This is a genomic window from Rhodococcus sp. IEGM 1366 (assembly GCF_033142425.1).
Classification (GTDB): domain Bacteria; phylum Actinomycetota; class Actinomycetes; order Mycobacteriales; family Mycobacteriaceae; genus Rhodococcus_F; species Rhodococcus_F globerula.
This window is the reverse complement of sequence record NZ_JAWLRZ010000006.1, coordinates 173,545-196,562: the sequence shown is the minus strand read 5'-3', so window position 1 is coordinate 196,562 and position 23,018 is coordinate 173,545. Positions and strand designations below refer to the sequence as shown.

At 60.8% G+C, this 23,018-nt stretch carries 26 protein-coding genes; 14 read left to right on the top strand and 12 right to left on the bottom strand.

Annotated elements, in window-relative coordinates; all coding sequences use genetic code 11:
- Positions 1–64: 64 nt before the first annotated feature.
- Positions 65–2,401, top strand: a complete 2,337-nt coding sequence (locus tag R4P64_RS19250; protein ID WP_317822246.1) for an arylsulfatase — start codon at positions 65–67, stop codon at positions 2,399–2,401.
- A gap of 63 nt (positions 2,402–2,464) precedes the next feature.
- On the opposite strand, the gene R4P64_RS19245 is transcribed toward R4P64_RS19250, so the two are convergent.
- The 4 genes from R4P64_RS19245 to R4P64_RS19230 all read right to left on the bottom strand — a co-directional run bounded on the left by R4P64_RS19245 (position 2,465) and on the right by R4P64_RS19230 (position 6,254).
- Positions 2,465–3,922, bottom strand: coding sequence for a DUF4153 domain-containing protein (locus tag R4P64_RS19245; protein WP_033234171.1), 1,458 nt, complete (start codon positions 3,920–3,922; stop codon positions 2,465–2,467).
- Between the two features lie 74 nt (positions 3,923–3,996).
- The gene (locus R4P64_RS19240; RefSeq protein ID WP_033234382.1) at positions 3,997–4,992 is read right to left on the bottom strand and encodes a sensor histidine kinase; all 996 of its coding nucleotides are present in this window, start codon (positions 4,990–4,992) and stop codon (positions 3,997–3,999) included.
- Complete coding sequence (locus R4P64_RS19235) at positions 4,989–5,666, bottom strand: response regulator transcription factor (RefSeq protein ID WP_317822244.1); 678 nt, start codon at positions 5,664–5,666, stop codon at positions 4,989–4,991. The genes R4P64_RS19240 and R4P64_RS19235 overlap by 4 nt, the downstream gene beginning before the upstream one ends.
- A 63-nt stretch (positions 5,667–5,729) precedes the next feature.
- The gene (locus R4P64_RS19230) at positions 5,730–6,254 is read right to left on the bottom strand and encodes an NlpC/P60 family protein (protein WP_033234169.1); all 525 of its coding nucleotides are present in this window, start codon (positions 6,252–6,254) and stop codon (positions 5,730–5,732) included.
- 265 nt (positions 6,255–6,519) lie between these two features.
- Between R4P64_RS19230 and R4P64_RS19225 the strand changes: the two genes are divergently transcribed.
- Positions 6,520–7,599: a serine hydrolase domain-containing protein gene (locus R4P64_RS19225; protein ID WP_141486369.1), complete on the top strand. Its 1,080-nt coding sequence runs from the start codon at positions 6,520–6,522 to the stop codon at positions 7,597–7,599.
- Between the two features lie 174 nt (positions 7,600–7,773).
- Positions 7,774–8,193 (top strand): hypothetical protein, encoded by a 420-nt coding sequence (locus R4P64_RS19220; RefSeq protein ID WP_317822243.1) that lies wholly within the window; start codon positions 7,774–7,776, stop codon positions 8,191–8,193.
- Here the strand turns inward: R4P64_RS19220 and R4P64_RS19215 are convergent.
- Complete coding sequence (locus tag R4P64_RS19215; protein WP_033234167.1) at positions 8,184–8,495, bottom strand: MerR family transcriptional regulator; 312 nt, start codon at positions 8,493–8,495, stop codon at positions 8,184–8,186. The genes R4P64_RS19220 and R4P64_RS19215 overlap by 10 nt on opposite strands.
- A 367-nt stretch (positions 8,496–8,862) precedes the next feature.
- Between R4P64_RS19215 and R4P64_RS19210 the strand changes: the two genes are divergently transcribed.
- The 5 genes from R4P64_RS19210 to R4P64_RS19190 all read left to right on the top strand — a co-directional run bounded on the left by R4P64_RS19210 (position 8,863) and on the right by R4P64_RS19190 (position 10,597).
- Positions 8,863–9,006, top strand: a complete 144-nt coding sequence (locus R4P64_RS19210; protein ID WP_165826319.1) for a hypothetical protein — start codon at positions 8,863–8,865, stop codon at positions 9,004–9,006.
- 73 nt (positions 9,007–9,079) lie between these two features.
- Positions 9,080–9,625: a Dps family protein gene (locus R4P64_RS19205; RefSeq protein WP_033234166.1), complete on the top strand. Its 546-nt coding sequence runs from the start codon at positions 9,080–9,082 to the stop codon at positions 9,623–9,625.
- 208 nt (positions 9,626–9,833) lie between these two features.
- Positions 9,834–10,097 carry a GlsB/YeaQ/YmgE family stress response membrane protein gene (locus tag R4P64_RS19200; RefSeq protein ID WP_045069132.1) on the top strand — a complete coding sequence of 88 codons (264 nt, stop codon included), beginning with the start codon at positions 9,834–9,836 and terminating at the stop codon, positions 10,095–10,097.
- Positions 10,098–10,154: 57 nt separating this feature from the next.
- On the top strand, positions 10,155–10,352 hold the full coding sequence (locus tag R4P64_RS19195; RefSeq protein WP_033234164.1) for a CsbD family protein: 198 nt from the start codon (positions 10,155–10,157) through the stop codon (positions 10,350–10,352).
- Between the two features lie 89 nt (positions 10,353–10,441).
- The gene (locus R4P64_RS19190; RefSeq protein WP_092806704.1) at positions 10,442–10,597 is read left to right on the top strand and encodes a DUF6131 family protein; all 156 of its coding nucleotides are present in this window, start codon (positions 10,442–10,444) and stop codon (positions 10,595–10,597) included.
- A gap of 95 nt (positions 10,598–10,692) precedes the next feature.
- Here the strand turns inward: R4P64_RS19190 and R4P64_RS19185 are convergent, their stop codons facing one another.
- Positions 10,693–10,914, bottom strand: coding sequence for a CDGSH iron-sulfur domain-containing protein (locus tag R4P64_RS19185; RefSeq protein ID WP_033234163.1), 222 nt, complete (start codon positions 10,912–10,914; stop codon positions 10,693–10,695).
- Here R4P64_RS19185 and R4P64_RS19180 point away from each other — a divergent pair, their 5' ends adjacent.
- From R4P64_RS19180 to R4P64_RS19165, 4 genes are all read left to right on the top strand, one after another.
- Complete coding sequence (locus R4P64_RS19180; RefSeq protein ID WP_317822242.1) at positions 10,915–11,997, top strand: iron-containing redox enzyme family protein; 1,083 nt, start codon at positions 10,915–10,917, stop codon at positions 11,995–11,997.
- Between the two features lie 131 nt (positions 11,998–12,128).
- On the top strand, positions 12,129–12,311 hold the full coding sequence (locus R4P64_RS19175; RefSeq protein WP_033234380.1) for a hypothetical protein: 183 nt from the start codon (positions 12,129–12,131) through the stop codon (positions 12,309–12,311).
- Between the two features lie 63 nt (positions 12,312–12,374).
- On the top strand, positions 12,375–12,668 hold the full coding sequence (locus R4P64_RS19170; protein WP_095888409.1) for a hypothetical protein: 294 nt from the start codon (positions 12,375–12,377) through the stop codon (positions 12,666–12,668).
- A 74-nt stretch (positions 12,669–12,742) separates the two neighbouring features.
- Entirely contained in the window at positions 12,743–13,204 is a 462-nt protein-coding gene (locus R4P64_RS19165) for a flavin reductase family protein (RefSeq protein ID WP_411742693.1), read from the top strand.
- A gap of 9 nt (positions 13,205–13,213) precedes the next feature.
- Here R4P64_RS19165 and R4P64_RS19160 read toward each other — a convergent pair whose 3' ends face one another.
- Positions 13,214–15,484: an ATP-dependent DNA ligase gene (locus tag R4P64_RS19160; RefSeq protein WP_317822241.1), complete on the bottom strand. Its 2,271-nt coding sequence runs from the start codon at positions 15,482–15,484 to the stop codon at positions 13,214–13,216.
- Positions 15,485–15,600: 116 nt separating this feature from the next.
- Between R4P64_RS19160 and R4P64_RS19155 the strand changes: the two genes are divergently transcribed.
- Both R4P64_RS19155 and R4P64_RS19150 read left to right on the top strand, forming a co-directional pair.
- On the top strand, positions 15,601–15,873 hold the full coding sequence (locus tag R4P64_RS19155; protein WP_045069126.1) for a WhiB family transcriptional regulator: 273 nt from the start codon (positions 15,601–15,603) through the stop codon (positions 15,871–15,873).
- A 67-nt stretch (positions 15,874–15,940) separates the two neighbouring features.
- A complete protein-coding gene (locus R4P64_RS19150) occupies positions 15,941–16,849 on the top strand; it encodes a transporter substrate-binding domain-containing protein (protein WP_033234159.1) in 909 nt (302 codons plus the stop codon).
- Positions 16,850–16,855: 6 nt separating this feature from the next.
- Here the strand turns inward: R4P64_RS19150 and R4P64_RS19145 are convergent, their stop codons facing one another.
- The 5 genes from R4P64_RS19145 to R4P64_RS19125 all read right to left on the bottom strand — a co-directional run bounded on the left by R4P64_RS19145 (position 16,856) and on the right by R4P64_RS19125 (position 23,018).
- Complete coding sequence (locus R4P64_RS19145; protein ID WP_317822240.1) at positions 16,856–18,451, bottom strand: substrate-binding domain-containing protein; 1,596 nt, start codon at positions 18,449–18,451, stop codon at positions 16,856–16,858.
- A gap of 166 nt (positions 18,452–18,617) precedes the next feature.
- Positions 18,618–19,049, bottom strand: a complete 432-nt coding sequence (locus R4P64_RS19140) for an SRPBCC family protein (protein WP_033234157.1) — start codon at positions 19,047–19,049, stop codon at positions 18,618–18,620.
- 70 nt (positions 19,050–19,119) lie between these two features.
- A complete protein-coding gene (locus R4P64_RS19135) occupies positions 19,120–20,757 on the bottom strand; it encodes a cation acetate symporter (protein ID WP_033234156.1) in 1,638 nt (545 codons plus the stop codon).
- Positions 20,754–21,116, bottom strand: coding sequence for a DUF485 domain-containing protein (locus tag R4P64_RS19130; protein WP_033234155.1), 363 nt, complete (start codon positions 21,114–21,116; stop codon positions 20,754–20,756). Before R4P64_RS19130 ends, R4P64_RS19135 begins: the two co-directional genes overlap by 4 nt.
- A 150-nt stretch (positions 21,117–21,266) precedes the next feature.
- Positions 21,267–23,018 (bottom strand): cation acetate symporter, encoded by a 1,752-nt coding sequence (locus R4P64_RS19125; protein ID WP_033234154.1) that lies wholly within the window; start codon positions 23,016–23,018, stop codon positions 21,267–21,269.

The following is a 23,018-nucleotide window of genomic DNA, read 5'->3' as shown; positions in this document are numbered from 1 at the left end:
GAGTTACGCTGCAGATTAAGTCATCTACTTAATTCTCGGCCTCGATACAGCCAGGAGCCCGCTTGTGAATCGTCATTCCATTCCGATCATCCCCGAGACGCCGAACGTCGCCGCATCCGTCGACTACCGAGACCAGAAGGTGCCATTCACCCGGCCAGAGCCGATTCGCCCGCCGGCCGGGGCACCCAACGTTCTGCTCGTCATGATCGACGATGTCGGATTCGGCGCCCCCTCCGCTTTTGGTGGCCCGTGCCGTACCCCAACGGCTGAACGCCTGGCAGACACCGGGGTCAAGTACAGCCGATTCCACACTGCCGCATTGTGTTCACCAACCCGAGCCGCCACTCTGACGGGCCGCAATCATCACAGCGTCGGCATGGGTGTCATCTCCGAGATGGCAAACGCCGCACCCGGATACAACGGAACCCGGCCGGCCTCGGCGGCCACTGTTGCCCGCATTTTGCAGGGAAATGGTTACGCTACGGGCGCTTTCGGCAAGATGCACCAGACTCCGACCTGGGAGACCACAGCGGCGGGGCCGTTCGATCGTTGGCCGGTACGCGAAGGGTTCGACAAGTTCTACGGCTTTCTGGGCGCCGAGTCCGACCAGTTCACACCGGTTCTCTACGAGGACTTCACGATGGTGGACCTGCCCAAGACACCGCAGGAGGGCTATCACCTCTCCGAGGATCTGGTCGATCACGCAATCGAGTGGGTCGAGGGCGTCAACACCATGGACCCGGACAAGCCGTGGTTCTGCTACCTCCCATTCGGCGCGTGCCATGCGCCCCTTCAGGTTCCGGACAGTTACCTGAACAAGTACGTCGGCGAATTCGATCACGGATGGGATCGCCAGCGAGAGATCACTCTCGAAAAGCAGAAGGAGCTGGGCGTCGTCGGGCCAGATACCGTCCTGGCTCCGTGGGCACCGGGCGTTCCACACTGGGATGAGCTCGATGACGACCAGAAGAAGGTCTCGGCCCGGCTCATGGAGTTGTACGCCGCGTTCCTCGAGCACACCGACGACGAGGTCGGGCGACTGGTGGATCGCCTGCAGGACATGGGCGTTCTGGACAACACCCTCGTCCTCTACATGATGGGCGACAACGGAGCCTCGGCCGAAGGCGGCATGGAAGGTTCGTTCAACTACCTCGCCGGGCTCAACGGCTACAAGACCGCGACCGCAGACGTGCTCGCCCGGTACGACGAACTGGGTACCGAAACCAGCTATCCGCACTACCCGGCTGCCTGGGCACTAGCGCTCGACACCCCGTACCAGTGGGCCAAGCAGGTTGCCTCTCACTACGGCGGAACCCGCAACGGGCTGATCGCGCACTGGCCCAAGGGAATCGAGAATCCCGGAATCCGTGAACAGTGGCACCATTGCGTCGACATCACCCCCACGATCCTCGAAGCTGCCGGCATCCCGGCCCCGACAAGCGTCGACGGTGTAACGCAGAAACCGATGGAGGGTGTAGCGATGAACTACACCTTCGATGATCCAGCGGCCGACGAGCGGCACACCACACAGTATTTCGAGATCTTCGGAAACCGCGGCATCTACGATCACGGTTGGACTGCCGTCACCGCGCACCGTGCCCCATGGCTGATGGCAACGCATGGACTGGAACTGACGTCGCTGAGCGACGACAAGTGGGAGTTGTACGACACGACGGTCGATTGGTCGCAGGCCCGTGACCTCGCGGACGAACATCCTGAGATCCTCGCGCGACTCAAGGAGAAGTTCCTGGTCGAGGCCGCCAAGTACCAGGTGCTTCCGCTCGACGACCGTACCGTCGGACGGCATTCGACACCGGAATCACGTCCGCCGCATCCCATGATGGATCGCAAATCGCTGACGCTGTACCCGCACATGAACGGGCTGGTCGAGAAGGCAGCACCCAACTTCTTCAACCGCTCGTACGCGTTGACCGCCAACCTGGGCAGCGTCGCCGACGGCATGCTGGTCAGCCTCGGTGGCCGGTTCGGCGGATTCGCTCTGTACATCATCGATTCCGTCCCCGTGTACTGCTACAACTTCAGCGGTGGTGGCCGTACCTTCGTGCGCGCCGAGAAGCCCCTGTCCCCCGACGCCAAGGAAGTTTCGGTCAATTTCGACTACGACGGCGGTGGTATCGGCAAAGGCGGTCTCGCGACGGTGCGCGTCGACGGCGAGGTTGTCGCGGAGGGCAGGGTCGACAAGACTACCCGGGCGATCTTCAGCATGAACGAGCAGCTTGATATCGGAATCAACCGTGGCAGCCCGGTTTCCGAGGAATTCGCGGAGAAGGGCACGTTCCGCTACGGCGGCAAACTCAACAGCGTGACCATCGACTTGCTTCCGACGCGTGATGTTGTGTCCGCGCAGGAGCGCGAGAAGATTTCGCTGGCCGTGCACTAGGCCGCAGGGCAATTGTGCAGCCGCAGGGGTAACTACCTCTGCGGCTGCACAATCGGCGCGCGGCTATCCGAACAGGATCTCCCTGGCCTGCTTGCGCGCACTGTTGAACTCCCACCACGAATCTTCGGATCCGCGCAGTTCCTGTTTCAGGTACCACAGCGAATCACTGCGCTGCGGCTCCGGCAGTCGATCAAGTGCAGGAACGGCATCGACCGAAAGCGTGCTCAGATAGTTCACGTCGATGCTCTTCCCCTGCTCGAAGCGCTCGACGTTCTTCTCCGCGATGTACGCATCAGGGTTGAAGAACGCAAAGCCCAGCAAGCCCACAGTGGCCATGGCGAGTACAGCCGTCGGCAGCCACGCGCCCGACATCCGCACTCCCGCGATGATCAGCAAGACAAAGACCAGCCCGAGCAGCAGTTCGACGGCAAAGACGCTCACTCGCAGCCTCGTGAATCCGTACTGGTTCTCGTACAACCACATTCGATGAACGGCCGACGCCACAATGACAAGGCTGAACGTGCACAGCGCGCCAAGCAGCCCCCGGGCCAGTGCCCTCGATCGGCGATCATCGCGATCTACACGCCGAACCGCAACCGCGATCACCAACAACGTCAGCACCGTCACCATCATCAGCTGCCAGAATCCTTGACGCGCATAGTCTGCATACGTCAGACCGTCGGTGACCTGGACGTGTTTGTCGCCGCCGAACAGCGTCTTGAGTTGCACCGCAACAAATCCCAAGAACAGCACGTTCAGCATCGCGAGCGGCACCACCCACTCCCACAATGGCAGCGGCGACGCCGGCATGGGAGCAAGCGCATCGACGTCAGGCGTTCGACGCCGTAGATACACAGCCGTGAGCGTCCCGAATGCCACCAATACCCCGATCAACAGGTGAGCGATTGTTTCATCGACCCGAATCGAGGGAGCGGCGCCGTCGAAGAACTTCGCGAATTCCGGATCCGCACTGGCAAAAAGAGATCCGAAGATCAGGAGCATTGCGACGCTGACGGCACCTACGGCCACCACACGAACGGCCGGCACTCGCAGCGCTGCGCCGGGTCTCGCGTTTCTCCGCCGGGCAAAGCGCATCACCCGTAGTGGAGCGCGCCACGGCATGATCGTTCCCAGCGCGATGCCTGTCCACGTCCGGCCACCGATCAACGCCCAGGTGAACACAACCCACGCTGCCACCAGGCATACAAAGACAAGCCATCCCGCACCGCGGACCGCAGCCACACCGAACAGCGCAAGTGCGCCGGCGCAGGCTCCCCATTGAATCGGAGTCAACCGTGGCGGCGTGAGGAGCCCGACAACTACCGTGACACCGACAAACACGATCGCGTAGGCAACCCCGATGGTGTCGACATCGAGGATCAGGGCGGCAAGAACACCCACCACTGCCGATCCGATCAGCATCGGACGCGTCGGAATGGACGTCCGATCTCGACGCCATACGCGTGGCACCAGTAGGGCAGGCGCACTGGGTTTTGGTGCAACAGCAACCGGAGCAGTCATTATCAGACCTACTTTCAGGATCGGCAAATCAGGCGCGGACCCCGTTTGGGGCGCGCCGTCGATAATCGGTTAATTCAGTTCTGCGGCAGTACCACTCGAATACAGCACCCAGCGTGCGCATCAACAACGGCAATGGTGCCGCCATGTAATTCGACGGCCCACTTCGCGATGGCAAGCCCAAGGCCGGTGCCACCGTCCGTGGAACCCCCTCGGATGAATCGGTCGAAGACCTCGGAGCGTGCAGCCGGCTCGATCCCCGGGCCGTCGTCATGGACATCGATCACGACGGCGTGCGCAGTATCTCTGCGCACGCGAATCACTGCGTGTACGTCGTTGCCGCCGTGGCGAACTGCGTTGTCCAGCAGGTTGGTCACGACCTGATGCAGGCGATCCGGATCGGCCGAGATGCTCAGCGAAGCAGGGCTCACATCGATGACGACGCCTCCCCTACGCTGCGACATCAATTCGTCCAGGAACGGCTTCATCTCGAACATCTTGGGATTCAACGGCATTGCACCACCCTCGAGTTTCGAGAGATCAAGCAGATCGTCCACCAGAGCACCGAGACGTTCTGTTTGAGCGAGAGCCGAACGCATCGTCTCCGGATTCGGATCCTGCACACCGTCGACAATGTTCTCGAGCATCGCCTGCAAAGCGGTGATCGGCGTGCGTAACTCATGCGACACGTTGCCGATCAGCTCGCGGCGATACCTGTCGTCGGCACCCAAATCCTCGGCCATTCGATTGAATGCCGTTGCAAGTTCGCCCACTTCGTCGCGCGATGTCGCCCGCACTCGACGGGAATAGTCGCCACGCGCCATAGCCTTGGCCGCTGCCGTCATCTCGCGAAGTGGTGACGTCATTCCGTGTGCGAGCACCTGCGTAACACCCAGGGCAACAAACAATGCCGTCAACAGCGCGAATCGAAACGGTTGTTGCGATGTCAGCCAGAAACCACCGGAAGCGAACAACAATGCGGCGACAACCAACAACCCGACCTTCACCTTGAAGGACCGCATCGGGTCGAGCGGTCGTGGCCACCGCGCAAATAGCCGGTCGACGACGCTCATCGCGGCACGTCCCACGCGTAGCCGACGCCATGAACGGTTCGGATCACCGAGGACCCCAGTTTGCGTCGTAGCGCCTTGACGTGAGAGTCGACGGTGCGACTACCCGCCCCCTCGCCCCATCCCCAGATCTCCTCGAGCAGCGACTCGCGGGGAATCGCGGCTCTTGGTCGCTCTGCCAGATACACGATCAGATCGAATTCGGTCCGCGTCAGGTGTATTTCTTGCGTGTCGCGGCGCACCCGACGCTCGGTCAGGTCGATCACGACGTCACCGAACTCCAAGAGATCGGATAGCGGCTGCGAGGGACGACCAGCACGCCGGAGCAGCGCCTGTACCCGCGCAACCAGCACCCGCATGCTGAACGGCTTGCTGAGGTAGTCGTCAGCACCGACACCCAAACCGATCACCATGTCGGTTTCGTCGGCGCGCGCCGTGAGCATCAGCACGGGCACAGCTCGTACGGCCTGGATTCGACGACACACTTCGAGGCCGTCGAATCCAGGCATCATCACGTCGAGAACCACCAGGTCCGGATTGATCTCGGCGCACCGCGCGACAGCACTGGGTCCGTCGAATGCCATCTCCACGTCGAATCCCTCGGCGCGCAGACGCGCGGCAATCGATTCGCAGATGCTGACTTCGTCGTCGACCACGAGCACTTTTCGCTGACTCATGGAACTGACTGTATTAGCCCGACGTGGATGAACCTGGGAGGACTTGTGAAGGTTCTGTGCAGATTAGAACCGTCGAATGTTGTTGATCGGGAGATCAGCCAAGGGGGTCAGACCCGTGGGAACTCCGACGCCGTACGCGTTGAAGACCATTCCGAAGCCCGCGTAGATTCCGACGTGCGTTGCGCCGGGATAGAACGTGATGACGTCGCCGGGAACTAGTGCCCACCGCGGAACCGCTTGTCCCACACGGGCTTGCTCTTGGCTGGTCCGCGGTAGATTCACGCCGGCCTGCCGGAACGCCCATTGCACCAGCCCGGAGCAATCCCACGAGTTCGGTCCGACGCCACCCCATTGGTACGGCTTTCCGGTTTGGGTGGTAGCCGCCGCCAAAGCGATCAAACCTGCGGGACTGGGGATCGGAAGGGCCGCAGATCCGCTGCTGATACTGCCCATACTGCCCAGTGACCCGGTACTGCCGGTACTACCGGCGCTTCCCGGTTCCGCGAAAGCGGGCGCTGCAGTCAGGACCAGAACGCTTCCAGTCAGCAGGGCTGCAACCGTTCCCCTGCGCAGTGTCGACTTCCTCATGCAACCGTCCTTCGTTGAGGTACTGCGGTGCGGCCATCGCACCGAAATAGCGTTGAACTGGTCGGATCTGAAATGAGCATGTGGCCTTCGGATGCTAACGATCATCTCGGGCAATTCGGACAAGAATCGGCAACCCTATGCAGAATGAGGCCCTTTGTCCCCGCCCAGTCCCAGACAGCCCAGTCCTTGGCGCCCGAGAAAGATCAGGGGAAAGATCCGGGATTTCCTGGATTCCCGCGAGCCGAAAGATCCTTAGATTCGACTCATGCGCTCACACGTCTTGGCCACCATTGCCGTAGTTGCGACCTCGATGGCACTTGTCGGATGTGCGACGCTCCAACGGACCGTCGAGGTTCAATCGGATCTGGATTCGCTCACGAAATCGGGCGCAGTCGGCTCGATTGCCACGCTCGACGACAACTCGACCACTACGGTTCTGACCAGCGGTGTCCCTCACCAGACGAATGGCGATTCGATCGGCCCTCGCTACCGAGTCCGGATCGCCGGCGTGACAAAAACATTCACCGCAGCACTCGTGCTGCAACTGGTTGCGCAGGACAAGGTCGGCCTCGATGCACCGGTCCAGCGCTACCTCCCAGGACTTGTGCCGGGCGACACCATCACCGTCCGGCACCTACTGCAACATCGCAGCGGGTTAGCCGAGTTCGCCGGCGAACCCAACGCCGACGAATGGGTGGCTGCGAACGAAAATCGCACGCTCACGCCGGCCGACGCTGTGGCCATCGCTTTGAGCAAGCCCGCGCAGTTCGAGCCCGGATCAGCTTTTCGCTACACCAACACCAACTACATAGTTCTCGGGATGCTCGTAGAAGCTGTGACCGGCCGAAGCTACGCGGACGAGCTGCGCACTCGGATTCTGGAACCACTGGAACTCGAGGACACCTATCTCCCACCACCGGGTGAACGAGACATCCGAGGTGAGCACATGACCGGATATGCCGATCTACCCGGCGGGCGCACCGATGTCTCCCGGATCGAACCGTCCATCCCCTGGTCAGCAGGTGCCCTGGTGTCTACCGGCAAGGATCTCAACACCTTCTGGCGGGCCTTGTTGAGCGGCAGAATCGTGCCGGAGAACGAACTCACCGAGATGACCACCCCACACGCCGGTGCCACCGAAGCCGAAGGCCTGGGCTACGGCTTGGGAGTCGGATCCACCGAACTGCCCTGCGGGGTTACCTACATCGGACACAGCGGTGGAATCTACGGCTACTACACACTGTCCGGTGCAACGGAAGATCGCGCATACACCGTGACGCTGACCTCGACGCCGAAGGAACAACCGGACATAGTGGCCATGCTCTCTCACGCACTGTGCCCCTGAACAGCTGCCGGCCGGTCGTTGGGCGCGCCCGATACCTCCGGAATCTGCCGACAGGTGTCTGGGATAGGATGAATTTCAGTTCCGTGCCTGGTATGGGCGTTGAACCGTCTTTATCCTTGCCGTGCTGTGCTGCATGGGCTACGTCGAACAGATAGGCCGACCATTCCACTCACTGTGAAGTACGCGGAAATTTACAACGATGCGCTGATCGCGCTGGCAGCAGCCACGCAGCGACCGGCGAACATCGTGCATCTGGACGACGCGTACGCCATTCGGGTAGATCTCGAGTACAACCGCTACGTCGTTGCCACAAACACTCCTCACGGTTTGTCGAACGAACCCGGTATCAGTGGAACCTGGTTGGTTCGCTTCTTCCAGGCCGATATCGACGGCGCGCCGGATGAATTGCTCACCGAAGCAACAAACCAGTGGCTCATCGACGCCTTCGATTCCGCCCTCGCGTCCCTCGAAGCCGGCGGAAACAAGATCGTCGCCGATGCAGACTTCGGGAATATCAGCCGCACTGAAGCGACTGACGTCGATAACAACCGCACTGAAGCGACCGACGCCGACTCACGCGGCGATCAGGCCTGACCGTCAGCAGATTCACTCAACTGAGCGATCCTCGCCGCAAGAGTTGAATTTTCGGCCTCGAGCGAGAGAATCAATCTCACTCCGACCAAATTGACGCCGTCGTCGATCAACGCGGTGATGCGACGCAATGTCTCCAGATCTGATTCGCTGTACCTGCGAGTTCCACCACCCGTGCGTGTGGGGGTCAGGAGTCCTCGTCGCTCGTACAGTCTCAACGTCTGTGGCCCGACTCCGGATAACTCCGACATCACCGAGATGCCGTAAACGCCACGCCGTGAGCGCGTGTGTGGCTCTAATGTCACTGCAAGCCTCCTCGACCCAATCGGCGATTCCACGACTTTAGCACTTCCAGGCAACGAATCTGTTCGCGGGAGCATAGATTTCATATCGGCGATCGAGGCCGAAGATTTTTTCAAATTCAGGACTTTCGGCATTTCGCCTGTACAGGGCGGCCATTTCATCACCTGACTGATTCAGACTGGAGTCGATCCGCTCGTTCTGGGGTTGCTAATTATCTGCGTCGGCTGGTATAGATTTTAGTACGTCCTGACGAGAACATGCGTATCAAATTGCAGACAGATTTGGGTGTTGGGAGGCGCAGAACACGGCGCTGACGAGAAGCGGATCGCCCGATTCTCACTACTTACACCCCTAGACCGCAGGAGCAAGATGACGACGATCGACATCCCGTCCGCACCGAGCGGCGAGATCAACTCCGGTAGCTCGACCTTGGCCACGCCGGAACTCAAACTTCGAATCGCCATGATGTTCGGGGATCCGATAACCGAGGACCTGGCCGGAAGCATCAACTGAATCGACAGACACGATCCGAAAGTATTTGTGCCGCAGCAGCACACAGCTCGGCACTCTGACGAGAGGAAGATACATGTCTACATTCACGATCCCGGGACTGAGCACCGACGACGGCGCGCGCGTAGCCGCAGTTCTGCAGGAACGCCTGAGCGCGTACAACGATCTACACCTGACCCTCAAGCACATTCACTGGAATGTCGTAGGCCCTAATTTCATCGGCGTACACGAAATGATCGATCCCCAAGTCGATTTGGTCCGTGGTTACGCGGACGACGTTGCCGAACGCATCGCCGCACTCGGGAACTCCCCGAAGGGAACCGCCGGCGCTATCGAAGCCGACCGCTCGTGGGACGACTATTCAGTCGGACGTGACGACGCTCGCGCACACCTCGCCGCGTTGGACCTCGTGTACACCGGCGTCATCACCGATTCCCGGGCCGCGATCGACTCGGTCGGAAAGATCGATCCCATCACCGAAGACATGTTGATCGGTCAGACAGCGCAGCTGGAAAAGTTCCAATGGTTCGTCCGGGCTCATCTGGAGAACTCAGGCGGAAACCTTGTGCACGAGGGAAGTTCGACGGAACTCGACGCCGCCGACAAGGCCCGTAAAGCCTGAACCGTGACCAAACGCGAACTTCGGATATTCCAACTGCAGCAACGACTGTTGGCCGGATCGATAGTAGTGGGAACACTGCTCGGGGCTGTAGCTATCACTTCCCTCTGACCTCAGTTTTTTTAAAGGTCCAAGATGACCTCAATCGTGGAATCCCCAATCTCGGAATCCCACTGTCACTTGGAATCCAATTGTCACAAGGAGACTCACTGTGCTCGGACTCGGCATCATCGGTTGGATCATCATCGGCGGACTCGCCGGCTGGATCGGCAGCAAGATCATGAAAACCGATGCCTCCATGGGAATCGTGCTGAACATCGTCGTCGGCATTATCGGCGGTCTGATCGGCGGATTCCTTCTCAAATTGTTCGGTGTCGACGTCAACGGTGGTGGCCTGATATTCAGCTTCTTCACGTGTGTACTCGGCGCGGTGATCTTGCTCTTCCTGGTCAAGGCCGTCACCGGCCGACGGTGAATTTCCCAGATCCAGAACGACTCGAATCAATCTCTACCCGAAAGGATCACGATAACCATGGCTGATTTCATCGACAAGGCAAAGCACAAGGCCGAGGAACTCATCGGCGAGGCAAAAGAGAAGGTCGGACACAAGACCGACAACGACGATCTTGCCGCCGAGGGCGCCAAGGATCAGGTCTCAGGCAAGACCAAACAGGTCGGTGACGATATCTCTGATGCTGCAAGCGATATCAAGAACAAGTTCACCAACTGAGCGGATGCACTGGTGCCGCCGCCAGTGAACAGATAGCGGAAGTCCGTAAATCACGGCAACTTCCTACGCATCGGAGATGAGGATTCACCATGATTGTTCTCGGCATTATCTTGGCACTGGTCGGCTACTTCACGTCAATCAGCATTCTGACTACGGTCGGCATCATTTTGGTGGTCGTCGGCGCAGTCTTGTCGCTCCTCGGCGCTACGGGTCGCGCGGTGGGTGGCCGGAAAGTCTGGTATTGATCCACCCCGCTAACCTGCCCGGTGGCGCGTTCGCCGATCACTCCCGATCGGTAAACGCCCCGCCGGGCGTTTGCCGTAAAACCGGGTTCAGCCACTCAGGAACGTCGAACTTTTCTCTTTTTGTGGGTACCGTCGCAGAAGGGAGGTATCGCTGTGCCACCGCAACGACACAGCGCCACCGTTGCACGTTCACGGCTGATCGGGTTGCCGTCGGCGTCGACCAGCGTCGCCGGACCTCGAACCAGTAGTGGCCCGTCTGGGCATACAGTGATCGTGACAGCGGAATCGTCGCCCCCAGGATCGGAATCGGAGTTCATATGTCCTCCACACGGATTGATCTAACACCATCGCAAGCACTGGCAACCGGCACTCGCATGCCGATCCCCTCCGCGCGAGGACAGGTCAGCGAACTGCTGATTGCACTGTTGTCTGGATCCGACGCTAACCCTGCTGCCTTCACCGCCGCCGCTCGGAGTGCGGCCGGAGAGCACGATGGTACATCGATCGTGTTCGACGACGACGCACAACTGTCGCTGACGCTGCTGTACGAACTACACCTTCAGGGACTCGCCGGAGTGTCTGACGAATGGGAATGGAACCTCGATCTTCTCGCAGGACGGGCCGCGCTGGAGTCGTCGTTCGAGGCAGCAGTCCGTTCGATCGTCGCATCCCGAAATCTTGAAGCCCAACCTCTCGACGCCGCGGACGTCGTCTCACAATTGTGGGCGATGACCGCGCCGTCGACCGGGCCGAGCATGTCCAAGTTCATGGCGACAGACGCCAGTGCCGAACAGTTCGAAGAGGTACTCATCCACCGTTCGCTCAACCAGTTACGAGAATCCGATGTTCACACGTTGGGAATTCCGCGTCTGGCCGGAGCCCCGAAAGCCGCGCTGGTGGAAGTCCAAGCGGACGAGTACGGCGGCGGGCGATTGGAGAGGATGCACTCCACCCTCTTTGCCAACACCATGCGCGAACTCGGACTGTCGGATCGGTACGCACACTATCTCGACGTCGTTCCGGCAGTGACCCTTGCGAGCCTCAATGTGCTCTCGCTCTTCGGATTTCATCGTCGGCTGCTCGGGGCGTTGATCGGCCATCTGTGCGCAGTGGAAACCACGTCGTCGCTTCCCAGCAAGAACTACAGCGCCGGGCTGCGTCGCCTAGGTTTCAGCTCGCGGGCAACACTGTTCTACGACGAGCATGTAGAAGCCGACTCCGTTCACGAACAGATCGCAGTCCGCGATCTCGCCGGCAAGCTAGCGGAGCAGGACCCCACCATGGGGAGCGACATTCTGTTCGGCGCCGCTTCATGTTTGGCGTTCGACGACCTGCTGGCCGAACACATCACCGGTTGCTGGGACCGCGGTGAGACTTCACTGCGCAGTTCACCCCGGTAAGCGGCCCGGCAACCTCAGAATTTGAACGCTTACATGATATTATCTGTTTCCACGGATGCAGATTAGCTTTTTCTGGTGCGATCGGTAGGTCGCTCCCTCGATTTCCCGTCGAGATGAACCCAGGAGGCATGATGACCGGCAAACAAGAAAACTCAGGCGACGTTTCACCTGATGATGTCGAAACCGTCACAACCGATTCAGGTTCCGAAAATGCGGACAGCGACGTCCAATCCGATCCGTCAGGCGACCAACCCTGGTCCGGCGAAGGCGGCGCAACAACACACGGACCAGCGACCGATCCGCACAACGGGTAGAGCGCAACACAGATATACACACCGAAATGCCTTCGGGGTTGACTTCCGAGAACGGAGAACACAGTGGCTGAAACAAACGGCGACCTACCCGTCGACGACGCACATACCAATCGATCTCACGTAGGCGAAGGGATCGCCGACGGACGGAACTACCCCGGGTACCTTCTCATCGGACTTGCGCTCGCCACGCTCGGATTAACCTTGGTGGCACTAGGTTACGGTTTTCAGGGATGGGCATTGATCGCCGGCGCAGTGTGCGCTGTGTCCCTCGCGCTGGGCGTAGCCGCCGTCCTTCTCGAGCGACGACGCGTCAAGCGCCTCGAAGGCCATAACCTCACGGATCAGGAAGGTCATTGATCGGCAAACGCCCCAACGGGACTCGAGGAGCACCCGGCAACTCTGACGACAACGGCACAAGCGCATTCGACACACTGGTCGGCGAACTCGACTACCCGATGTTTGTCGTCACCACCGGCGAGGGCAACCAGCGGTCCGGATGTCTGGTCGGTTTTGCATCTCAGGTCAGTATCGCTCCTCCGCGTTTTCTCGTTGGACTGTCGAACAAGAATCACACGTTCCACACAGCATTGACGACGGAATTTCTTGCTGTCCACGTCATCCCGAGGGATCACATCGAATTGGCAACGTTGTTCGGGGGATCCACCGGCGACGATATCGACAAGTTCGCGCGTTGCGCCTGGCATCCTGGCCCCCATGAACTCCCGATACTCGATGAGTCCTCCGCCTGGTTCAGCGGACGCATTATCGACCGCATCCCTCTCGGAGACCACGTAGGTTTCCTACTGGATCCCGAATCAGGCTCTGCACCTGGCGATCTCGGTACGGTTGTCACCTACACCGACGTCCGCGACCTCGAGCCCGGACACGAATAGCGTTTCCCCCTACGTATCCCGCCGCACGTCCGTCGGCGACTTGTCCTCCCGCATCCCCCGCCAACTGGGGTGCCGCAGGCGACCACTCGCGGTCCAATCCATGAACCGCACTTCACCGACCAGTTCGGGACGGATCCATACCGCTCCCTTGCGATCCTCCGTCGGAACATCATCTTCGAACGGGCTTTCCTTCTGCTGCAAGGGTTCCAGTACCGCCAGCAATGTTTCCAGGTCGCGGTCGGTGAAGCCGGTCCCCACCCGGCCGACGTAACTCAACCCGTCTTCACCCGGAATTCCCATGAGAAGTGCGCCGATCCCCCGGGCCCGATTGCCTTGACCCGTGCGCCACCCGCCGATCACTACCTCTTGTGTGCGCCAGTTCTTGACCTTGATCCAACTCGAACCCCTCCGCCCCGGCAGGTACACCGAGGCGCGACGCTTTGCGACAATCCCCTCCCAGCCGGATTCGCGGCTCAACTCCAGCGCGTTCGCCGGGGTTCCGTCGATCTGGGGTGGCACGGTGAGATCGCCGACCTTCGCGGCCAACGCATTCAGCACAGTCCGACGATCGGTGTACGACTTGCGCAGCAAAGACACACCGTCGAGATACAGGAGATCGAAAGCCAGAAACTCGGGTTCGCCGCCGCGCTGCAGAGCCCCGAAATCGGTGACACCCTCCTCGTTGTACGACACCACTTCACCGTCGAGAATCACCTCGTGGCCGTCGAGAACCGAAGCAAGTCCAGCCAGCGCGGGATAGTCGCCGGTCTTGTCGTTACCGGCTCGGCTGCGGAGCGACAGTGTGCCCGAATGAAATTCGAGAATCACCCGTATCCCATCCCATTTACCCTCGAATGCCCACTCGTCCTCATCCAGACCCTCGAGCGATCCGGGCGTCGCGAGCATCGGTTCGATCCCTTTCGGAAACTCGATTCCGAAGCTGGATTTCTGATCCTTCATCAGATGCATCAGCCACTGGTCACCTTTGGTCCGAATCAGCGCGAATCTGCCCTGCACTCGGTTCCCGTCCAACCGCACGATCACCTCGTCGTCACGCCACTTCTCGGTCTCGTACGTGCCGGAATCCCAGATCGTCATCGATCCGCCGCCGTACTCTCCCTTGGGGATCGTGCCGGAGAAGGTGGCGTACTCGAGCGGATGGTCCTCGGTGTGGACAGCCAACCGGTTCTCCCCCGCGGTGGTGGGTACCCCTTTCGGAACTGCCCACGACACCAGCACACCGTCACGTTCGAGCCGAACGTCGTAGTGCAGGCGTCGCGCGTGATGTTCCTGAATCACAAAGGAATTGCCAAGCGCGCCGGGGGAAACAGAATCCGGTACCGGCTCCGGTGTCCGGTCTGCCGCACGCTTGTTTCGATATCGTGTCAACGAATCCTGCTGCACCACGGGAGGATCGAGAGCAGCCAACAAGTCACCGCCGGAATCAACGCGTTCGAGAACCTCGTCGAACAGCAAGTGTCGCAACTTCGGGTCGTCGAGTTCGTCCCAACTGCGCGGCGCGGCAACATAAGGCTGGGCACGCCCGCGCATCGAGTACGGAGCGATTGTGGTTTTGGCCGCGTTGTTCTGACTCCAGTCGACAAATATCTTGCCGGCTCGAACATTTCGAGCCATTGTCGCTGTCACCAGATCCGGATGGATCTTCTCGAGTCCCACCGCGATCTGCTTGGCGACGGTCGACGCACCACTGCCGTCCAGCGGCCGATCGAGCGGCACATAGAGATGAATACCCTTGCTTCCGCTGGTAACGGGATACGCTGTCCAGCCCAGCGTCCCCACAAGATCCCGGATGGAACGGGCCACCTCGGCGCATTCGGCCAACCCGACGCCATCACCCGGGTCGAGATCGAACACCAATCGGGTTGCGGGCCCGCGCTCGGAACCGTCGAATCGCCATTGCGGAACATGTAATTCGAGGGCTGCTTGCTGACCGAGCCAGGCAAGCGAAGCAACTGAATCGAAAATGGGATACGTGACCACTCGGTCGGAATGCTGTAATGACGCGCGGGTCAGCCAATCCGGCGCCGACGATGCAAGGTTCTTCTCGAAAAAGGATTGACCGTCCACCCCGTTCGGCCAACGTTTCCGTGTTCCCGGCCTACCGACGACATGGGGAATCATGACTGCGGAAATTCGAGTGTAGTAGTCGATGACTTCGGCTTTGGTGGTTCCACTCTCGGGATAGAGCACCTTCCCGAGATTGGTCACGGGCACGGTTATGCCATCGAGTGTGATCTGGCCCCGATCAGTCGTCGCCATCTCTTCATTGTGCTGCAGCGCCCGTGATCCGGCAGTAGAAATCGCTGCGATCGGAACCCTGTCCTCGCGCAACCCTCACCGGCCACACTGAGGCTCGAGCCGAAAGGACAACCACGATGACAACGCAGCACATGTCGGAACTGTGTGTGGACAACAACTGGCGCATGCTCGCAACCTGCAAGTCCGTTGATCCAGCGGTTTTCTATTCACCCGGCGAGGAACGCGGGCGCAATCGGCTTGCGCGCGAACAAACGGCCAAGCAGGTGTGCTTCCGCTGCCCGGTGATCGACGACTGCCTGAACTTTGCACTGGAGACCGGTGAACCACACGGCGTCTGGGGAGGAACGACACCAACGGAACGCCTCGTTCTCCGTCGCTCAGCAGCCTGAAAATTGGCCGGGTACAAGACCCCGATCACATCGATACCGGACATACAGGCAAGATGGCAACGTGCCTATGCCACGACGTTGCGTTGCCGTAACTGCAATCTTCGCCTCCGCGATCCTCTTGGGTTCATGCTCCACTCAGCCTGAGAGCGCTGCTGCAGTCCCGGAAACCACCACCAGCATTCCCGAGGCCTTCACCAAGCTTCCGTCCACTGCAGCCGTGACGGAATGCGGTCCGGGCAGTGGCACGACCACCAACGACGGCACACTCACCATCGCCACCGGTTCGCCGTCGTACGAGCCCTGGTTTCACGACGGCGATCCGTCGAACGGGCAAGGATTCGAGGGTGCAGTGGCCCGCGCTGTGACCGAGAAACTTGGTTACAACCCCGATCAGGTCACGTTCACGAGCGTCGCATTCAACGACGCGCTGAAGCCTGGCAGCAAAGACTTCGACTTCGCGCTCGACCAGTTCACGATTTCCGGAGATCGCCGCGAGTCCGTCGATTTCAGCTCGCCGTACTACGCGGTGGCGCAGTCGGTCATTGCCTTGCAGAACAACGGCGCTGCACAGGCCACGGATCTGAATTCACTGACGCAGTACCGACTTGGCGCACAGGCCGGGTCGACCAGCCTGCTTGCCATCACCGAGACCATCAGTCCGTCAACCCCGCCGCGCAGTTACGCCAACACCGACGAAGCCAAGGCCGCATTGGCGGCCGGCGAGATCGACGCCCTGGTTGTCGACATTCCCACCGGATTCCACATCACGGAGACCGAACTGCCACAGTCCGTGATCGTCGGACAGTTTCCGCGGCCGAACGCCGTCACCGAGTTCTTCGGTGCCGTCCTCGAGAAGAACAGTCCACTTACCGCGTGTGTGTCGGCCGCAGTCGACTCACTGTATGCCGACGGAACCCTCGAAGCTCTTGCCACCGAATGGATCACCGATACTGCGGACGCAAAGATCCTCGACTAGATCCGATCAGTTGCCACGGCCGCTGATCGCGCCGACAAACACCTTGGGGATATCGGCGGGTGTGGGTGCGAAGTGACTGTTTCCGCCGGTGACTGCTGAAATCTGTTTCAATACTTCGGTATCCGCATCGCCGGTGACGCCGATGGTGATGATCGGTACCGGACGGGCGGCATCGCGCTCGCGTGCAAGAGTGTCGAGCAACTCCTCCCGCGAAATACCGGACGGATCGTCGTTGGCCCCGTCGGTCAGGAGAATGACCGAGTTGATCGACGACGGGTCATACGTGCTCTGGATCTGACGAAATGCCGCCAGAACACTGTCGTACAACCCAGTTCCGCCACCGACAAGTGACGGTAGCTCGTCGACGTGAGACAGAAGTTTGGTCCGATGATCGGTGTCGCCCTCGGGCGCATCCATGCGCGCAACAGGCTCGAGTTCGCGGTAATCGGTGCCGTCGCCGAGGTCGATCGAGAAGGCCCACAGACCCAATTGCGCATTGGCGGGGAACATTCGGATCGCGATGTCGCCGGCCTGCGCCGTAGCGGCCATTCGGGTCACGCCGCCCTCCATGTAGTCCATCGAGCCGGAGACGTCGACAACCGCCAATGCGCGGGAGGGCCGGGACAGAATCTCGTAGCGCGCCAGCGCTGTGGCCACCACAGACGGATCGCTCGGAACCAACGGCGTGATAATCCCGACGCCGCCGCTCGGCAACGGTTCGTTGCCCGCTGCACGAAAACCCAGACCGGACAAGGCTGTGCGGCCGCTAGCAGACGTGAGTGCGTCGGCGAGAACCTGCGCGGCCGGCCGTGCAGTCGATTCTCCGGTCAGCGCCATCGGGTAATTCATGAACACCGTGCCGGACGACGGCACTGCGGCGGTCAACCGAGCGTCGGGATGAGCGGCCATGTACGCGATGAACGTCTGTTCGGTGGTGACCGCGGTTCCGCTGTCCGCGGCAACCTTTTCTATGCGGATGGTCGAACCGGCTTCCTTCACATTCCCGAGTTGAGCTTGTGCCACGGGAACCAATGCGGCCGAGATGGACGCGGTATCGCCGCCGCGCGCCTGAGTTTCGGCAAACGCGGCAACGATGGGTGCGCTGGACACAGCGCTGGAAAGCGGATCACCGATATGCAGTCCTGGAACTGCCAGGACGTCGAGCCAGCTTGCCGGACTGGTAGTTTCACCGGATTTCGACACCGTGACCACCGGTGTGGACGCTACCGACTCACTGACCTTCGAGACGGAACGACCAGCCGCCCCGGCCTTGTCGAGCCATTCTGACGAATCGGGTATCCAGATCGCCGGACCGGAACCGCCGAGCGCAAGATCCCCGTAGGTTCGAGCCGAGTCCTGGGACACCACGGTGAACGATGCGCAACCGAGCTTTTCCGGATCAATCGTCGCCACTACCGCCTCGACGCCGGTGGCAATGGACGGATCAACTGCTACCACCAGATTGTCGGTCTGTGTGCACTCCGATGTCGCGGCGGTAGGCGTGACCGTCGGAGCATCCTCCCCCAGATTGCTGAAGGTGACGGCAAACGCCGCGGAACCTGCGACGGCAACCACCGACAGTACTCCAACCAGTACTTTCACCGATCGCGGCATAGACGCTGTTGGTACCCCGGACGAGCCGTGACGACCAGACATGTGCGGAATCCTCTCCGGCGGAGCACCAGGTCCATAACAAACCTATGCCCGGTTTATCCCGCCGAAAAGAATCCTAACTCATGTTTGCCGCAAAGTAACTACTTGCGACAATTCAAGCGTAGATTCGAACGAACTGCGCCAACGACTGCTCGATATCCCCTTTGAGAGCCCGAGCAACGCCGGAACCGATGGGTCCGAAAAGCGGAGCGCCACCGAGTTCGACGGTCAACGCCAACTCCGAACCCGTGCCCTTGGCCTTGACGTCGAGTTCGAGCCCCAGCTTGACCCCACCCTTGCCGTCACCCTTGAGCGACAACGCCGAGGGCACGTCGTACTTCTTGATGGTCCAGCGCACACGATTACGCAGGCCTTTCACCGTGACAACTGAGCTGATCTCGGTTCCCACCCCCAACTGTTCGGGAAGTTCCCCTCGCCAACCGTCGTGGACGACAAGCCAATTCTCGTAGCCACTGAGATCTGATGCCTTGTCCCACACTTCCTGCGGCGGAAGGGGGACGTCGATCTTCACTGTGAGTTTTGCCATGGTGGGACAATAGCGCTGTGCGCCTTTCTGGTTACCGGAGGTACCAGAAAGGCGCACAGGGGCTGCGCCCCTAGTGATCGACAGCCTTCTCGACGCCGACGCCGGTGAGGGAACGAACTTCCATCTCGGCCTGCTTGGCCGGATCCTCGGGCTTGTTGCGCCCGATGTAGGTACCGATGATGCCGAGGGCAAATGCCAGCGGGATCGAGACGATGCCGGGGTTGGAGAGCGGGAACCACGCGAAGTCCGAGTTCGGGAGCATCGACGACGGCTTGCCCGAGATGGCCGGGGAGAACACGATCAGCGTCAAGCAGCTGATCAGACCGCCGTAGATGCTGAACAGCGCACCCGTGGTGTTGAACTTCTTCCAGAAGAGCGAGTACAGCAGGGTCGGCAGGTTCGCCGAGGCCGCAACAGCAAAGGCGAGAGCCACCAGGAAGGCGATGTTCTGGCCCATGGCGCCGATACCCAGAACGATGGAGATGACACCGATCACGACAACGGTGATGCGTGAAACCCGAACCTGCTGTTCTTCGGTTGCGTTGCCGCGCTTGATGACACTGGCGTAGATGTCGTGAGCAAACGACGCAGATGCCGTGATCGCGAGACCGGCGACCACCGCGAGGATGGTGGCAAAAGCTACCGCCGAGATAATGCCGAGGAAGATCGTGCCGCCGAGCTCGAAGGCCAGCAGCGGTGCCGCAGAGTTCTCCTTGCCGGGAGCAGCCAGGATCACGTCGGGTCCGACCATCTTGGCTGCGCCGTAGCCGAGTACCAGCGTGAACAGGTAGAAGGCGCCGATCAGTGCGATCGCCCAGGTGACGGAACGGCGAGCTTCCTTGGCGGTGGGGACGGTGTAGAAGCGCATCAGCACGTGCGGCAGGCCTGCAGTGCCGAGCACCAAAGCGATTCCGAGAGAAATGAAGTCGAGCTGCGTCATCCCGGTCAGCCCGTACTTTGCGCCCGGAGCAAGAATGTCGCGACCGGCAACAGCTTCGTTGGAGGAGTTACTGACCACGTTCTGCGCATCCGCGAGGAGCTGGGAGAAGTTACCCCGGACCGCGAAGAGCACGAGCACGAACATGATTCCGGCGCCGGCCACCAGCAGAACGGCCTTGACCATCTGCACGTAGGTGGTGCCCTTCATACCGCCGACCAAGACGTAGACGATCATCAGCACGCCGACGATCGCGACCACGACTGCCTGACCGGTCTTACCTTCGATGTTGAGCAACAGCGCGACAAGTCCACCGGCACCGGCCATCTGGGCCAACAGGTAGAAGAGCGAGACAGCAAGTGTGGAGATCGCCGCGGCCATACGCACCGGGCGCTGCTTGAGGCGGAAGCTCAATACGTCGGCCATCGTGAATCTGCCGGTGTTGCGCAGCAATTCGGCGACCAGAAGCAAGGCCACGAGCCACGCGACGAGGAAGCCGATGGAGTAGAGGAAGCCGTCGTAACCGTAAACGGCGATGGCCCCGGCGATCCCGAGGAAGGAGGCAGCCGAAAGGTAGTCACCGGCGATGGCAAAACCGTTCTGCGGACCGGTGAACTGCCCGCCACCGGTGTAGAAGTCGGATGCCTTCTTCGTGGTGCGGCTGGCGCGAATGACGAGTGTCATCGTGCCGACGACAAACGCGAGGAAGATCGCGATGTTGAAGACGGGGTTTCCCACATCCGTCCCGGACGCGGCGAGTGTGGTGATCACGATACGGGGCCTTCCAGCTCGTCACGGATAGCAGCAGAACGCGGATCGAGTTCGCGGCCGGCGAACTTCACGTACCAGGCAGTGATCGCGAACGTCGTCACGAACTGTCCGAGGCCGAGAATGATGCCGAGGTTGATGTTGCCGATGACCTTGGTCGCCATGAAGTCGTGGGCGTAGGTCGCCAGAAGGACGTACACCGCATACCAGAGCAGAAAGAATGCAGTGATGGGGAAAACGAACTTGCGCAGGCGCGTCCGGAGTTCCTGGAACTCGGGACTTGCTTGCATGTCTATGAATGCCTGGGCATCCGGGGTCCGCCGCTCTTGCGGCGACCCCTCACTGACTTCTGCTGTGGACACTGCCGGCTCCTCGCCTCGCGTGTGAAGTGAACTACGTCCAGACGTTAGTGAGATCGGAGTCACATGAAATGGCTGTGGTGGCGCTCACACGGTGAGCTGTCGAGTCGTGCGCTGAACGGTCGCCCAAGCGCGACCAGCGGCACGCCGAAATCAGGGCTGGCGCAGCTCGTCCTCGCGGTCGGAACCCATGTCCAGACGCTCGGGAGCATGCATACGAGTGAAGATCCGCGCTATATCCGCAGGTATCTGCTTGCTCGATGCCTTACTGACAACAACCATCGTGGCGAACGCGAGCGGCACGCTGACGGCGGCCGGAAACGCGAAGATCGCAGCGGGCCACCCGCTCAACACCGTTTCCGACAATCCGCCGAGGATCGCGACCGTTGCTGCCGTCCCGGCTACAAAGCCGCCCACCACCATGCCTGCGCCGGCGCCGACCGCGGTCAATCCGCGCCACCAGACGCCGAGCAGGAGCAACGGGCAGAGCGTCGACGCGGCAACGGCAAATACCAACCCGACGGTGATCGAGAGATCGACCGACACCACGGCAAGTGACATGGCCAATGGAATCGCACCGGCCAGAAGGGCGGCGATCCGGAAATCGCGTATCCGCCCTCGCAGGACGTCGGTGCTGATCACACCGGCGATGCTCACGAGCAGACCAGACGACGTGGAGAGGAACGCGGCAATCGCGCCCGACGCCACCAGTGCTGCCAGCAACTGCCCGCCCCACCCCGAGAACACCGAACCTGGCAACAGCAGCACTGCAGCGTCGGAGGTTCCGGTGATCAGCAACTGCGGAACGTACAACCGAGCGAACACTCCGAGCAGGACCGGAAAAAAGTAGAAGACGCCAACAAGACCAACGACGGCCAGCGATGTCAGTCGCGCCGTCCGCCCGTCCGGATTGGTGTAGAACCGCACCAGTACGTGCGGCAATCCGAGCGTCCCGAGAAAGGTCGCGAGCATCAGCGAATACACCTGATACGTCGGGTGCGGACCGCCGAATCCCCAACCGGGCGTGATCCAATCCGAATTGTGCGCCGGCGCCCCGGCTACCACCGGAACGGCTGCACCGGCTTCCAGAACCATCGACATTCCCTCGCCGAGGGTGTGCTCGCCCGGCTCGAGGACAACACTGCCCGTGGCCGAGCGACCATCCACCGTTCCTCCCTGCACAGTCACCGGTTCGGCCACCTGCACCACAACATCGGTGGTGATGTCCACGGTGGTCTGCTCGCTGACCGTCGGCGGCGCCGGAGCACCTACGTCATGTTCGTCCGCAAAGAAGTAGAAGGCCAGTGCCACAGCCGGAATCGCCACCGCAGACAGTTTGAGCCAGTATTGGAATGCCTGAACGAACGTGATCGATCGCATGCCGCCACCGACGACGTTGGCGATGACGATCACCCCGACCACAACCCCACCGATCCAACTCGGCACGCCGAGAAGGATATTGAGGGTCAGACCGGCCCCTTGGAACTGCGGAATCAGATAGAGAATGCACACCATCGCAACCACGAGCATTGCCAGTTTACGTAAACGCGGTGAACCCAAACGGAATTCAGCGAAGTCCGGAACGGTGTACGCGCCCGATCTACGGAGTGGTGCTGCTACGAAAAGCAGTAGCGCCAGATAGCCTGCAGTGAACCCGATCGGGTACCACAACGCGTCCGCCCCGTACTTCGCCACCAGACCGGCAACACCGAGAAAGGACGCAGCAGAAAGGTATTCACCTGAGATCGCCGTGGCATTCCACTGCGGCCCCACCGTACGGGAGGCAACCAGAAAGTCGGACGTGGTGCGAGAAAGCCGCACTCCGTAGATTCCGATCGCAACCGTCGCCACTGCCGCCGCCACGATGCCCAACACCGTCAACACCGGAATCGATTGCCCACCCAC